Source organism: Colwellia hornerae, assembly GCF_007954355.1.
Classification (GTDB): Bacteria; Pseudomonadota; Gammaproteobacteria; order Enterobacterales; family Alteromonadaceae; genus Colwellia_A; species Colwellia_A hornerae.
The window spans coordinates 34488-49430 of the sequence record NZ_VOLR01000028.1; the positions used below are offsets into that span (position 1 = coordinate 34488).

Below are 14943 nucleotides of genomic sequence, written 5' to 3' on the forward strand. Positions count from 1 at the left end.
TAGCTTAATAAAAATTAAGCGCGTCAACATGGAATAGTTTCTCTACATCATAAATATAACGTTTATTGACCAAGAACAGAATAACATGGTCTTCTGACATTATTTTTGTGTCAGAGTGAGCAATTAACACTTCATCCTGCCTAACAATGGCGCCAATGGTTGTGCCTGGTGGGAGTTTAATGGCTTGAATAGTTTTGCCGACGACTTTCGACGATTTTTCATCGCCTTTAGCAATAATCTCAATAGCTTCTGCAGCACCGCCACGTAAGCTATATACGTTATCTATACTACCACGGCGGACATGTGTTAATAGCGCTGAAATAGTAGCATGCTGTGGTGATACGGCTATATCAATCTCACTGCCGTGTACTAAATCTATGTAAGCACTTCGCTGTATAAGTACCATCGCTTTACGCACACCTAAACGTTTTGCTAACAACGACGACATAATATTCGCTTCATCGTCATTGGTGACCGCAATAAAGACGTCGAATTGGTCAATATGTTCTTCAAGTAACAGTTCTTGGTCGGAAGAATCACCGACAAAAACTAAGGTATCGTTAAGTTCTGATGCTAAATATTCCGCACGCTTTGGTGAACGTTCAATAAGTTTAACTTGATGGTTTTTTTCTAATATCTTGGCTAAACCGGCGCCTATATTACCACCGCCAGCAATCATAATTCTTTTGTATGACGCTTCGAGTTTTTGCAATTCATTCATCACCGCTCGAATATGTATGGTTGCGGCAATAAAAAACACTTCATCATCGGCTTCAATAACGGTAGTACCGAGCGGACGAATAGGTTTGCCGTTACGATAAATAGCGGCAACTCGAGTATCAACATTGGGAATATGTTCACGCAAGGTTGATAGGGCATGGCCAACCAATAAACCACCATAATAAGCTTTTACCGCGACTAGACTGACTTTCCCTTGGGCAAACTCTAAGACTTGTAGTGCGCCTGGATAATCAATTAAACGCGCAATATCACGGGTAACTAATTGTTCTGGGGCAATAACATGATCTACGGGGATGTTTTTTGATTGAAAGAGTTCTTTTTGATAGCGTAATATTTGTGATGAACGAATTCGGGCTATTTTATTTGCGGTGTTAAATAATGTATAACAAATTTGGCAGGCGAGCATATTTGTTGCGTCATCGCTACTTACCGCGATAACCAATTCGGCATCCTCTGCACCCGCTTGCTTTAATACATCGGGGTGACAGCCATTACCAATAACAACTTGCAAGTCCATTTTATCTTGTAATTCATGCAAGGTTTCTGCATTGGTATCAATGAGCGTAATATCGTTACGCTCACCAACAAGATTTTCAGCTAATGTTCCGCCCACTTGCCCTGCGCCAATTATTATTATTTTCATAAGTTAACTTTAATTTTTAGTCTTTAAACGGCTAAGTTGAAAGAGCAACAGACCCTATTGTTTTTCTAATTTAGCGTAGTAAAAACCATCCATTGATTGTTCATTTGGCAAAATTTGCCAGCCAATGTCGGTTTGCTCATTTGTTATTGGTACTAATTTAGCATTGTTATTCTCAGATAAGAACTGTTCGATTTGCTCAATATTTTCTTCAGGTAAAATACTACAGGTTGCGTAAAGTAAAGTACCGCCGGGTTTAAGCAAAGACCAAATGTTTTTTAATATTTGTTGCTGTAATATTGCCAGCTTTTCAATATCTTCTGCTTTTCTCAACCATTTTATATCGGGGTGGCGACGAATTACTCCGGTAGCCGAGCAGGGCGCATCCAGCAGAATACGGTCGAAAAGTTGTCCATCCCACCATTCTTTTGAAGCAGCATCAGCAGTAATCACTTCGGCTGATAAGTTAAGACGCGATAAGTTTTCTGCTACTCTCAATAAACGACTTTCTTCAATATCAATGGCCGTCATTTTAGCTAAGTTAGGGGTTAATTCTAGAATGTGGCAAGTTTTACCCCCTGGCGCAGCACAACAATCAAGTACTACATCGCCGGCTTGTGTATCGAGTAATGTCGCGGCTTGTTGAGCCGCACCATCTTGAACTGAGATCCAACCATCAATAAAACCAGGTAGCTTATTAACATCAACAGCATTAACGAGTTTAATCGCTGATGATTTATCGTCAACAAGCGCTACAGGGATTTCTGCTTGCTCAAGTAAGGCTAAATATTCAGTGACATTATGGTGGCGTTGATTGACCCTTAACCACATCGGCGGTCGCTCTAAATTAGCATTAAGAATTTCTTGCCATTGGTCTGGATAAGCGTTTTGAACTTTTTTGATAAACCAACTAGGGTGTGAATATTTTATCGGATCAGGTAACTTTGCTGCAATTTCAGCAGCATCTTCTTTGGCTAGATTCCGCTGAATATTACGTAAGACGCCATTAATTAAACCTCTTAAAAAATCACACTTTAAAGGTTTTGTCGCCGCTACCGTTTCACTCACCGCGGCATGGTCGGGAATACGGGTATGTTTTACTTGATATATACCCACTAGAATAAGAAAGTGACCAACCCGTTGTTTACCTTTTAATGGTTTATCCATTAGCTGGCGTAAGTCATATTCAAGGGCAGGTAGATAGCGTAAAACGCCGTAACAAAGTTCCTGTAAAAGGCCTTTATCTTTACCTTCTACTTTCGCTTGAGCTTTGGGTAATTCATCGCTAAGACTTCTGCCTTTATCGACAACAGCAAAACAACACCTTGCCGCTAGAGCTCTAATATTAGTCGCCATTATTGTTCACTCAAGTTGTTTGCAGTTAAGTTATTAATATTGCTATGTTCAGCAAACCATAGTGCTTTTCCGTTTAAAATATCACGCGCTGGCATTGGCTTTTTACCGGGTAATTGTAATGACGCTAAGCATAGTGAGCCAGAGGCTGTAGCAACAGTAACGCCATTTTTATTTGCCGATATTATTGTCCCAGGAAGATAGCCATGAGCATCATCAGTAAAGCTTGCCTGCCAAACACGAATACGATGTTCGGTATTTTTTTCATCAGTAAAGGTAAATTGTGCGACTGGCCATGGCATATAAGCACGAATCTTACGATGAAGCTCTGCAGCGGATAATTGCCAATCTAATTCTGCTTCATCTTTATCAAGTTTGGCGGCATAGTTAGCTAAATTATTATCTTGAGGTTCGGCGTTATGTTTATTTTCAGCCATTAAATCAAGTGTGCTCAGTAAAGCAATCGGACCAATACGAGCTAATTTGTCATAGAGTGTTGCACTAGTATCTTGTTGAGTAATTTCACAGGTTGCTTTAGCTATCATGTCACCGGTGTCTAAACCTTTGTCCATCTGCATAATGGTCACACCCGTTTCTTTATCACCTGCTTCTAATGAACGTTGAATAGGTGCAGCGCCACGCCATTTCGGTAATATTGAGCCATGTACATTTACGCAGCCTAAACGTGGTGCTTCTAAAATAACCATTGGCAGTAATAAACCGTAAGCGACTACCACCATAATATCAGCATTATAGTTGGCCAGCTTTTCTTGATCGCCAGCGTCTTTAAAATTAACCGGTTGTTCAACAACAATATCATGCGCTAAAGCGAGTTCTTTGGTAGCACAAGCGGTTAGCTTCTTACCACGTCCAGCACGTTTATCGGGAGGGCAGTAAACCGCTACCACCTCATGATGAGAGTTAATGAGCGCCGCCAGATGTTGTGCAGCAAAGTCTGGCGTGCCAGCAAAAATAATTTTAAGAGCTTTTGACAAGGTTTTATTCCGAATTATATTAATAAAAACAATAATTAATTGTTGGCTAAACGTGCTTCTTTTTCTAGTTTTGCTTTTATACGCTGGCGTTTTAATGGTGATAGATAATCAACAAATAACTTACCATCTAGATGATCTAATTCATGTTGAATACAAACTGCTAGTAACTCAGTTGCGTTTAAGGTGAAGGCTTGTCCGTCTCGGTCGAGCGCTTTCACGGTCACTTCCGTGTAACGGTCAACTTTTGCATAGCAACCGGGCACAGATAAACAACCTTCTTCATTAATTTCGGTCGTATCACTATGGCTAATTATTTCTGGATTGATCAAGACATAAGATTGGTCTTCGTCTTCAGAAACATTAATCACAACAATACGCTGATGGACATTGACCTGGGTGGCAGCTAAACCAACACCGTTCTCTTCTCGCATGGTCTCAAACATGTCATCAATTATTTGTTGTACATCACTGTTAATGTTTTCAACAGGTGCCGCTTTAGTGCGCAAGCGTTCGTCAGGAAATCTAAGTACGTTTAAAATAGTCATAAATATTCAAAAAATTCGCGAAATATCGCATTGAGTGTTATGTTTCAATTTTAGCTATTAAATATAATTAATAATAGTGGTTTAGGCTAAAAGCTTAATATATCTGTTTAATAGGCGAACTATCATGCTAATACGTAGTTTATTGTTAATCGTCAGCTTGTCTTTCTCAGTATTGATTGCTGCTGATGAGTTAACATTAAATAAAAATGCTCCAAAATCTTACTTTGTTAAAAAGGGGGACACTTTGTGGGACATTTCAGCAATCTTCCTCAAGCAGCCTTGGCTATGGCCAAAGTTGTGGCGACTGAATCCTGATATTAATAACCCTCATTTAATTTATCCGGGTGACGAACTTCGCTTAGTTTTTGACGAACAAGGACAACCGATGTTAGTGCGTGGCAAACCTGAACTTAAATGGTCGCCTCGAGCTCGGGTACAATTAAAAGATCAATCTGCTATTTCAAGCTTATCCTTGGATGTTATTGCGCCTTATATCAAGTACAGCCGAATTTTATCGGAAGATGACATTGCAAAGCTCCCTTATATATTAGGCAGTGATGAAGGTTATAATTCAAGTATTGACGGCTTTAATCTCTATGTAAACGGCGAATTAGAGTTGGGCAAAGGTTACGGCATATATCAAAAAGAAAAGCCGATTTATGACCCTGAAACGCAAGAGCTTCTAGGCTACAACATTGGTGTTGTCGGTACGGGTAAAGTTTTACGTAGCGGTGATAGTGACAATAACGTACCCGCTACCTTGTATGTCGATGGCGTCAAACAAGAAATTCGTTCAGGTGATTTCATTATGCCGGTTAATGAAAATCAACAATATCCATCATTTTTTACCCTAAAGCCGGCGACTAAATCTTTACGTGGACTGATTATAAACAGTATGAGTGGTTTGAGCGAATTTGGAAAACTCGAAGTCGTGATGATTAATCGCGGTGCAGAGCATGCTGTTGAACAAGGAGATATTGTCTCGGTAAAACGGATCAGTCCAGGTGTTGTTGAAACAAGTAATGGTCCAACGTATACCAAAGGCGCATCTCGTTGGAATCGTATGGCAAATGTTGACAATTCTGATTATAAAATGCCAGAAGAGGTTGTCGGCGAGATGATGGTTTTTAAAGTGTATCAGCAAGTTAGCTTAGCGCTCGTTATGCGTTCAAGTAAACCACTTCGATTACAAGATATTATTACTTCACCGATGGAAAATTAACGGGTAGGCAATTGACCTTAATTAACAAGTAAAAACCGCTGTACTTAAGGAGAAGACAGTGACAGTAAAGCATAGTTCAGCTGATATTCCTCAACAAGGCGATGAGCATAAAAATAAAAGCGCAAGTCACTTTTGGCTAGCGCTTAAGCTTATACCACGGCTAGCAATCCATAAAAAATTAAGACTGGTAGAACTCTTTGGAGTAGAACAACTCTTTCATTCCTCACAACAACTGTCTTCATTAAACCTTACTGAAAAACAAAGAGCGGCGATCAGAACTCCTGATTGGCAAAGAATCTCTGATATTATTGCTGCCACTGAGCAATGTCTTAGTAGTATTATTCCTTTTGTTGATTCGCGTTACCCCGCACAGTTAAAGCAAATTTATGATCCGCCGTTAATTTTATTTGCCCAAGGAAATATTAGCCTATTAAACCGAGCGCAAATTGCGATGGTGGGGAGTCGAGATGCCAGTATTAATGGTCGAGAGAATGCCTTTAAATTTGCACAGCAGTTAGCAAATGCAGGATTAGTGATCACGAGTGGTTTAGCGCTAGGTATAGATGGCTCTGCTCATCAGGGCACTTTATCCGTAGGAGGTAACACCATTGCGGTTGTTGCAACCGGTTTAGACCAAGTGTATCCAGCAAGGCATCGATTACTCGCAAAAAATATTCTAGACAATGATGGTGCTATTATCAGTGAATTCCCTCCTAACACGCCACCTAAACCCGGTTACTTTCCCAAGCGAAATAGACTTATTAGTGGTTTAAGTATCGGTGTGCTTGTGGTTGAAGCCACCATTAAAAGTGGTTCCTTGGTAACCGCTCGTTGCGCCATAGAACAAAATCGTGACGTGTTTGCTATACCAAGCACTATTAATAATCCGCAAGCTAAAGGGTGTCATTGGCTCATTAAACAAGGTGCTAAACTTGTCGATAATATTGCCGATATAGTAGATGAAATAGATCGGCTGCCACAAAGTGGTCTAAACTTAACAATAAACAAAGAGAAAGAACAAAGCTTAGAAAAAAGTCAAAAACAACACTTGTTTAACGATTCATTGTTAGCTAGTGTGGGTTATGAAATCACCCCCGTAGATATGGTGGTTTCACGAAGTAGACTACCGATAGATGTAGTACTAACTCGGTTAACAATGTTAGAGCTTAAAGGTCTGGTTGCTACGGTTCCAGGAGGTTACCTAAGAGTAAAATAGGGGCTAATTATGTTTGATATACTGATGTATCTTTTTGAAAACTATATACATAGTGAAGCCGAAATTATGGTGGATCATGAGTCATTAACGGATGAACTTACCCGAGCAGGTTTTCATCAAGACGAAATATATAAAGCGTTAAGTTGGTTAGAAAAGCTAGCTGCATTGCAAGACACTGATGCTTATCCGTATTTAACGCGAGTAGGGCGTCGTTCAGTTCGTGTTTATGTTGATGATGAAATGCAATTACTTGACGTAGAGTGTCGAGGTTTTCTCTTGTTCTTAGAGCAAGTTAATGTCCTTGATTTTACCACACGAGAAATGGTTATTGACCGCGTAATGGAATTAGACACTAAGTTCTTTTCGATTGATGATTTAAAGTGGGTGGTACTTATGGTGCTATTTAATGTGCCAGGTAAAGAAAATGCTTACTCACAAATGGAAGATCTTATTTTTGATGAGCAAGAAGGCCCATTACATTAAGTGTCAATCGTATAACTCGCTTAAGTTTAGCTAATCGTGGCATAATAACGTTAACAATATTCTAGTGAATGCATTATGCCTAATTCTGATAAACCCTTATTTTCACAGCACGAACATGCTTTAGAAAAAGCGTATGAAGTGTGCCCAGAATGTGGCAGTGAAATTGTTATAAAGAATAGTAAGTCAGGAAAGTTTTTTGGCTGTGCTTCATATCCTGCTTGCGAATTTACCCGTCCAGTTGTCGAACACGAACGTTTAGAAGATAAAGTCTTAGCCGGCACTGAATGTCCAGAGTGTCAACATGAACTTGCGGTTAAACAAGGCCGATATGGAATGTTTATCGGTTGTTCTAATTATCCTCAATGTCATCACATTGAAGATACTAGTGGCCAAGAAGACGTTGGTGTAGCTTGCCCGCAGTGTCAGAAAAAGGGTAAGCAAGCAGAATTAACTGAGCGCACCAATCGCTATGGAAAAACTTTTTATTCTTGCGAGCAATATCCTAAATGCAAGTATGTCCTTAATTACCCGCCCGTTGCTGAAAAATGCCCTCAATGCCAATGGCCGATATTAGTGAAGCGCAAAATGGCCAGCGGTAATGTCATAATATGTCCAGAAAAGAAATGCACCTATAAGCGTAAAGAGATATAATAAGTGCAATTATTTAACTAAACTTCTGGAGAGACAAATGTCATCAACTTTTGTTGCAATTTTAATGGGTTCAGATTCTGACCTACCTGTTATGCAAGCGACTATCAGCGTTTTAAAAACATTCGGTATTGAACACGAAGTACGTGTTCGTTCAGCACACAGAACGCCTGATGCTGCTAAAGCTTATGTAAAGGACGCTGAAGAACGTGGTTGTAAAGTATTTATCTGTGCTGCGGGTTTAGCGGCACATTTAGCCGGCGCTGTTGCAGGTATGACCACTCGTCCAGTTATTGGTGTTCCAATTGATAACGGACCACTACAAGGTCATGATGCCTTACTTTCTACCGTTATGATGCCAGGTGGAATACCGGTTGCAACTGTTGCTATTGGTAAAGCTGGCGCTAAAAATGCCGGTTATTTAGCTGCACAGATATTAGGTGTTGCTGATCAATCTATTGCTGAAAAAGTAAAAGCAGAACGTGCAGCTAATGTTATTGCTTTACTTGCGAAAGATGAAGCGATGCAAGCAAAGTTAACTTAACTGAGTCTTTATCCGTTACTTGAAAAACCAGCTATTTGCTGGTTTTTTTATTGCCAACATTTACCCTTATGTTTTGTTTAGTTAAAATATAAAGACTTCCTGCGAATAAATACCATAATCCTTACAAGACTCGTCTAGTTATGTACTGCGACGAATGTTAATAGTCAAATTACGCCATTAGACCAAAGGATAATTTTTATACACAATAATAGGCGTAAACTATCCCCAGTGAGTGCAAAAATTAAGTAGCACTAAATAGCTACCAGCACCGTAATATGATGAGGAAAGTCGATGAATAATATTTATGACCAAGGCTTAGAAAAAGTTGCAGCCAATAGCCAGCCTTTAACACCGATTAACTTTTTAAACCGAACCGCCGATGTTCATCCTGAACGCGTTGCCATAATTCATGGTAAACAAAAAATTACTTATCGCGAATACCGTAATAATGTCAGACGCCTAGCCTCAGCATTAATGCAACGCGGTGTTAAGCCCGGTAATACTGTGGCAATAATGGCGGCTAATATCCCTGCCTTTTTAGATGCCCATTATGGTGTGCCGTTAACGGGGGCAGTATTACATTCTATAAATATTCGTTTAGACGCTGAGAGTATTGCTTTTCTTTTCGACCATGGCGAATGTGACGTACTCTTAACCGACACAGCTTTTTCATCTGTGGTAAAAAAAGCACTAACCTTATGTTCACGTCAACCGCTGATTATTGATATCGATGATGTAATGAGTGAAGGTGGTGAGCGTTTAGGTTGTGTTGAGTATCAAGACTTACTTGTTGAAGGTAATGAAAATTTCACAGGAAGTTTAATTGATGATGAATGGCAAGCACTGGCGTTAAATTATACCTCAGGGACAACGGGTAACCCAAAAGGTGTGGTCTATTCACATCGTGGCGCTTATTTAAACTCGCTGGGTAACAACATGATCTGGCCATTAGGTAATAACTCTGTGTACCTGTGGACACTGCCAATGTTCCATTGTAATGGTTGGTGTTTTCCATGGACTGTTGTTGCTGTGGGTGGAACACAAGTTTGCTTAAGGCAGGTAGAAGTTAGCGCAATCATTGAAAGTTTAATTGAACATAAGGTCAGCCATTTTTGTGGCGCGCCAATTGTCTTAAATATGATTTTAAATGCAGATCAAGCGCTATTGGCAAAAGTACCGCGTGGCATAAATATTATGACCGCGGGTGCACCACCACCACCTTCTGTCATTAAAGGAATGGAAGCAATGGGATTTGATATCACTCAAGGTTATGGTCTAACCGAGGTTTATGGACCTTGTGTGGTAAGTGAGTGGAAAGATGAATGGAATGATAAAAGTGACGATGAACGAGCGGCGTTAAAAGCGCGTCAAGGTGTGCGCTACCCTACGCAAGAAGAAGTCGATGTATTAGACCCCGACACGATGCAACCGGTACCTTGTAATGCTGAAACGGTTGGTGAAATTATGTTTCGTGGTAATAGCATGATGAAAGGTTATTTAAAAAATGAGAAAGCGACCAATGAAGCATTTAAACATGGTTGGTTTCATTCTGGTGATTTAGCCGTTAAGCATCCCGATGGTTATATTGAAATAAGAGATCGTTCTAAAGATATTATTATTTCAGGTGGAGAAAATATATCTTCAGTAGAAATCGAAAGTATTTTATATCAACACCCTGATATTTTAGAGGCAGCTGTTGTTGCTAAAAGTGATGAAAAATGGGGTGAAACACCCTGTGCCTTTGTTTCATTAAAGCGAGGCCGAAGCGCTACAGAGCAAGATATCATTAGTTTTTGTCGAGAACATATGGCTACATTTAAAGCCCCTAAGAAAATCGTGTTTAGTGATTTACCAAAAACTTCGACAGGTAAAGTACAAAAATTTATTTTACGTGAAAAAGTCAAAAGTCTCTGATAACTATCAAGTGTTTAATTTTGGCGATAAAATTATTTTTATCTGAAATTAAACACTTATTTTATCTGCTAGATAAACGCCGTATAATCAGAAAATAATCCTTTTATTTTCCATTATTATTTATGATGACTTCTGCCGTAGAGGCTTACAGCCAAGGTGGTATTATTGCTTATCCAACCGAAGCTGTTTTTGGCCTAGGTTGCGATCCCGATAATTTACTCGCTATTGAAAAGTTACTCAGCATTAAAAACCGCTCTCCAGAAAAGGGCCTTATCTTGCTAGCAGCTAACTACTCTCAATTACTGCCTTATATTGATGACAGTAAAATACCGCAAGATAAACGCTTTAGTATACTTTCTCGCTGGCCTGACGGTATTACTCAGTTACTGCCAAAAAACAGTAATACTCATCGGCTACTTACCGGGAAATTTTCCACAATAGCTGTTCGATTGACCAGCCAACCTGATGTAGTAGCGCTATGCAATAAGTTAAATAAAGCAATTGTTTCTACCAGTGCCAACCTATCGGGAGAGCAACCAGCAAGAACTTGGCAAGAAGTTGAAGAAACATTGTCAGCTGAAATCGATTTCATCATAAAAGGCAATACTTTAGGGTATACTCAACCGTCAAAGATAATTGATGCACTGACCGGAGAGACAATTCGCACATGAGCAAAGTAAGCATAGCAACAGTCATTGAATTTTTAAAATCACTGCAAGACAATATTTGTTCAGCATTAGAAGCTGCCGATGGTAGCGGGCAGTTTGTTGAAGATAACTGGATACGCGCTGAAGGGGGTGGTGGCCGTACTCGAGTATTAACCGACGGGACTGTCATCGAACAAGGTGGTGTTAATTTTTCAGAAGTCTCGGGTGATAAACTACCTCCATCAGCAAGTGCCCATCGTCCTGAATTAGCGGGAAGAACTTGGCGAGCTTGTGGTGTTTCATTAGTTATTCACCCTAAAAATCCTTATATTCCAACGTCACACGCTAATGTACGATTTTTTATCGCTGAAAAAGAGGGTGAAGAGCCTGTTTGGTGGTTTGGTGGTGGTTTTGATTTAACCCCTTTCTACCCGATAAAAGAAGATGTTGTTCATTGGCACCAAACCGCTAAATCCCTTTGTCAGCCTTTTGGTGAAAATGTTTATGACGAACATAAGCAATGGTGTGACGAATATTTTTATTTAAAGCATCGCGATGAAACGCGTGGTGTTGGTGGTTTATTCTTTGATGATTTGAATCAATGGGATTTTGACACCTGTTTAAATTACATTAAAGCTGTTGGGCAAGGCTTTGTTGACGCTTATGTTCCCATTATCGAAAAAAGAAAGCATATTGAATTTTCTGAGCAACAACGTCAATTTCAATTATACCGTCGTGGCCGCTATGTTGAGTTTAATTTGGTCTTTGACCGTGGAACTTTATTTGGTTTACAGTCAGGTGGCCGCACAGAATCAATATTAATGTCGATGCCACCACTCGCTCGTTGGGAATATAATTATCAACCCGACCCAACAAGTCAAGAAGCAGAACTGGCACAGTACTTAGTGCCACAAGACTGGTTAGCTCAATAACCCTTATCGCCTATAATTATAATAAGTCTGCTAGATTTTATTAATTACCGATTAAACGAGAAGCGTTAAGCTTCTCGTTTTTTATATAAATTACGCTAAGTGTTTCATATTACATCTGCAAAGCTTACAAATCCCACGGTCATTTAATATCAATTACCCTTTATTTCTATAAGGTTCAAATAAAAGTAAAACAAGACAATTTTATTGCGCTAGGTCATGTTTTTATTTTTAAGTTTCTATAAAATCCGCACCATCAAATACCCATAAAATAAATAGGGACTTTTCACATGAAAAAACGTTTACTTACTTTAGCTGTCTTAGCTTCTCTTTCTTTAACTGCCTTCGCTGAAGATTATAAAGCAGGAGATTTCGTTTTCCGTGGTGGTGCCACTATGGTTAGCCCTGATAGCGGTAAGTCAGGTGTTTATGTTGCAGCATTAGGAGGTAACACGCCGTTATCTCTTTCTGTTGAAGACAATACTCAACTAGGCTTAAATTTTGTTTATTTCTATGATAACAACTGGGCGGTAGAAGTTTTAGCTGCAACACCATTTACCCATGATGTCATCATCGATGATCAACAGCGTATTTCTGCTGGGCTGTTTGGTGCAAACGTTGACGGTGCAACACTAGCCGAAGTAACACAGTTACCACCAACAATTAGTGCACTTTATTATTTTAATAATGCCGCTAACGTAAAACCTTACGTTGGCATTGGTATTAATTACACCATATTTTTTGATGAAGGCTTTAAAAGTACACCTGAATCTTTAGGTTTTAATGATTTAGAGTTAGATGGTTCATTAGGTTTCTCATTTCAAGTCGGCGCCGACTACTTAATAAATGATCAGTGGCATGTAAATGCTTCCGCTCGTTATATTGATATTAATACCGATGCTAGTTTCAAAATTGGTAACATTAAAGGGTCTGCGTCAGTAGAGATTGATCCTATGGTTTATTCAATCATGTTAGGTTATAAGTTTTAGCGTTATTAATAGCGCTAACACTTAATCATACGCTTATAAGGCAGTAACTTTTTATATAAAGGTTACTGCTTTTTTTATATTCATCATGGCTTTATTACGATAATCTTAAGTATAATTAATTACTCAGTGCCTTCTATGGATCAATATCGCGTCTTTGGTAACCCCATCAAACAATCACGTTCGCCCATTATTCATCAATCTTTTGCTCAGCAAACTCAGCAGCAACTTAACTACCAAAGTGAATATGTGGCCCTAGACTTATTTGAACAAACGATAATTACTTTTATGCAAAGTGGCGCTAAAGGTGCCAACATTACAGCTCCCTTTAAAGAGCAAGCGATGGCGTTATGTGATCAACTAACCGAGCGAGCTCAACTTGCTGGCGCTGTAAATACCTTAACCTTTGTTGATGGAGAAATATTAGGCGATAACACCGATGGGGAAGGGCTTGTACAAGACCTTCTTAATCATAAAATATTATTAAAAAATAGTCGTATTTTATTACTTGGCGCGGGTGGTGCTGCTAAAGGCGTCATTTTACCTTTATTAGCCCAAGCACCACAGAAAATCATTATCGCCAATAGAACGGTCAGTAAAGCGGAACAGTTAATTAAAAAGTTTAATAACAATAAACTAACGGCGGCCGGATTTGATGATCTGGGAGAAGAAAAATTTGACCTTATTATTAATGCAACATCGGCCAGCTTAACAGGTAAAATTCCACCGATATCAACAGCGCTTGTCGCTAATACGGACTGTTATGATATGGTTTACGGCAAAGAACTTAGCCCCTTTTTAGCTTGGGCAAAAATAAATGGAGCAACTAAGGTCATTGATGGCTTAGGTATGTTGGTAGAACAAGCCGCTGAAAGCTTTAGGATTTGGCGAAATGTTTTCCCTGTAACAGCACAGGTATTAAATAGGCTAAGACAAGAGGATTAAAGATGAACCAGCAAATAATCTTCAACGACGACATTACTTATGACAAAAACCAAAAGGGCTGGGTCTTTTCGGGCTTACTCTCAGGTGAACGTATTGATATTCTTATTAAGTGTGAACAGCATAATGTACTAAGTGATGCATTGAAATTTGATTTAGAAGTAATCGTTGAGGAATGGCTCGACGTTAATGAGCCACTCCCTGAAAGTCGAATAGAGCTAGACTATAAGTAGTGGGTTAAGTAATTATTGTTGAGCAAGATACTCATTCTTAAGCTCAACATAATTAATTGCGGATTGGCTAAGAAATGCTTGCTCACTTTCTTTTAGCAATCTTACTTGTTTTATCGGGTTACCCACATATAAGTAACCACTCTCTAACGTCTTATGGGGAGGCACCAAAGAACCTGCGCCAATGAAAACGTCATTCTCAATAACAGCACCATCCATAATGATCGCCCCCATACCAACAAGTATACGATCTCCTAACGTGCAACCATGCAGCATGCACTTGTGACCAACGGTAACATCTTCACCTATAATGAGAGGATTACCGGTTGGGTTACCAGCGCTTTTACGGGTTACATGTAATACCGTACCATCTTGGACATTGGTTCTATTGCCAATGCTAATAGTATTAACATCACCTCTGGCCGCTACCAAAGGCCATATACTGACATCGTCCCCGATAGATATATCTCCAACAAGTATAGAAGACTCATCAACATAGACTTTTTTGCCCAATTTTGGCGTGATTTTATTATAGCTACGGAATTTAGTTTTATTCATAATGGCGATTAAGTTGTGAACTGGTACGTTAATCTTAGCAAATAACGTCTAAAGGATGAAAAAATATCAGTTATATAGAGTATAAATATAAATACCTACAAGAATACCATGTTAGTAAATTATAGTTAGATGGTTAATAAATGTGAGATTTGTTCGAATAAACCTCAATAAAAATGCGGCCTGTACGTTAATTGAGCGAACAAACGTTTATTTCAAAAATATGACAAAAAAGGGTTGACGCCCAGCGAGAAATGTCTAGAATGCGCTCCAGTTCCAAGGGGTAACCCAAACGGACGTTTTGATAAGTTAACTACTCTGTATAAGAGCTAAACAGTTAACTTAACGTTTTA

The 14943-nt window shown here is 39.2% G+C and carries 16 protein-coding genes; 11 read left to right on the plus strand and 5 right to left on the minus strand.

Annotated features, from left to right (window positions below):
- Positions 1-4: 4 nt before the first annotated feature.
- Genes trkA through def form a run of 4 tightly spaced genes read right to left on the minus strand, consistent with a single transcriptional unit; the run spans position 5 to position 4274 of the window.
- Positions 5-1384: a Trk system potassium transporter TrkA gene (trkA, locus tag ESZ26_RS16360; RefSeq protein WP_146800524.1), complete on the minus strand. Its 1380-nt coding sequence runs from the start codon at positions 1382-1384 to the stop codon at positions 5-7.
- Positions 1385-1438: 54 nt separating this feature from the next.
- Positions 1439-2737: a 16S rRNA (cytosine(967)-C(5))-methyltransferase RsmB gene (rsmB, locus tag ESZ26_RS16365; RefSeq protein ID WP_146800525.1), complete on the minus strand. Its 1299-nt coding sequence runs from the start codon at positions 2735-2737 to the stop codon at positions 1439-1441.
- Positions 2737-3729: a methionyl-tRNA formyltransferase gene (gene fmt / locus ESZ26_RS16370; protein WP_146800526.1), complete on the minus strand. Its 993-nt coding sequence runs from the start codon at positions 3727-3729 to the stop codon at positions 2737-2739. The genes rsmB and fmt overlap by 1 nt, the downstream gene beginning before the upstream one ends.
- A gap of 35 nt (positions 3730-3764) precedes the next feature.
- Positions 3765-4274 carry a peptide deformylase gene (gene def / locus ESZ26_RS16375; RefSeq protein WP_146800527.1) on the minus strand — a complete coding sequence of 170 codons (510 nt, stop codon included), beginning with the start codon at positions 4272-4274 and terminating at the stop codon, positions 3765-3767.
- Between the two features lie 124 nt (positions 4275-4398).
- Here def and ESZ26_RS16380 point away from each other — a divergent pair, with 124 nt between their 5' ends.
- The 11 genes from ESZ26_RS16380 to ESZ26_RS16430 all read left to right on the plus strand — a co-directional run bounded on the left by ESZ26_RS16380 (position 4399) and on the right by ESZ26_RS16430 (position 14038).
- A complete protein-coding gene (locus tag ESZ26_RS16380; protein WP_146800528.1) occupies positions 4399-5496 on the plus strand; it encodes a LysM peptidoglycan-binding domain-containing protein in 1098 nt (365 codons plus the stop codon).
- Between the two features lie 58 nt (positions 5497-5554).
- Entirely contained in the window at positions 5555-6712 is a 1158-nt protein-coding gene (dprA, locus tag ESZ26_RS16385; RefSeq protein ID WP_223271685.1) for a DNA-processing protein DprA, read from the plus strand.
- Between the two features lie 9 nt (positions 6713-6721).
- Positions 6722-7195 (plus strand): DUF494 family protein, encoded by a 474-nt coding sequence (locus ESZ26_RS16390; RefSeq protein ID WP_070375270.1) that lies wholly within the window; start codon positions 6722-6724, stop codon positions 7193-7195.
- A gap of 75 nt (positions 7196-7270) precedes the next feature.
- Complete coding sequence (locus ESZ26_RS16395) at positions 7271-7846, plus strand: DNA topoisomerase family protein (protein ID WP_146800529.1); 576 nt, start codon at positions 7271-7273, stop codon at positions 7844-7846.
- A 37-nt stretch (positions 7847-7883) separates the two neighbouring features.
- Complete coding sequence (gene purE / locus ESZ26_RS16400) at positions 7884-8387, plus strand: 5-(carboxyamino)imidazole ribonucleotide mutase (RefSeq protein WP_146800530.1); 504 nt, start codon at positions 7884-7886, stop codon at positions 8385-8387.
- Between the two features lie 291 nt (positions 8388-8678).
- Complete coding sequence (locus ESZ26_RS16405) at positions 8679-10301, plus strand: acyl-CoA synthetase (protein ID WP_146800531.1); 1623 nt, start codon at positions 8679-8681, stop codon at positions 10299-10301.
- A 122-nt stretch (positions 10302-10423) separates the two neighbouring features.
- Complete coding sequence (gene tsaC, locus ESZ26_RS16410) at positions 10424-10972, plus strand: L-threonylcarbamoyladenylate synthase type 1 TsaC (RefSeq protein ID WP_146800532.1); 549 nt, start codon at positions 10424-10426, stop codon at positions 10970-10972.
- A complete protein-coding gene (gene hemF, locus ESZ26_RS16415; protein ID WP_146800533.1) occupies positions 10969-11880 on the plus strand; it encodes an oxygen-dependent coproporphyrinogen oxidase in 912 nt (303 codons plus the stop codon). Before tsaC ends, hemF begins: the two co-directional genes overlap by 4 nt.
- A 287-nt stretch (positions 11881-12167) precedes the next feature.
- Positions 12168-12866, plus strand: coding sequence for an OmpW/AlkL family protein (locus ESZ26_RS16420; RefSeq protein ID WP_146800534.1), 699 nt, complete (start codon positions 12168-12170; stop codon positions 12864-12866).
- A 135-nt stretch (positions 12867-13001) separates the two neighbouring features.
- Positions 13002-13808: a shikimate dehydrogenase gene (gene aroE / locus ESZ26_RS16425; protein WP_146800535.1), complete on the plus strand. Its 807-nt coding sequence runs from the start codon at positions 13002-13004 to the stop codon at positions 13806-13808.
- Between the two features lie 2 nt (positions 13809-13810).
- Complete coding sequence (locus ESZ26_RS16430) at positions 13811-14038, plus strand: hypothetical protein (protein WP_146800536.1); 228 nt, start codon at positions 13811-13813, stop codon at positions 14036-14038.
- Positions 14039-14050: 12 nt separating this feature from the next.
- Here ESZ26_RS16430 and ESZ26_RS16435 read toward each other — a convergent pair whose 3' ends face one another.
- A complete protein-coding gene (locus ESZ26_RS16435; protein WP_146800537.1) occupies positions 14051-14593 on the minus strand; it encodes a gamma carbonic anhydrase family protein in 543 nt (180 codons plus the stop codon).
- Positions 14594-14943 lie beyond the last annotated feature (350 nt).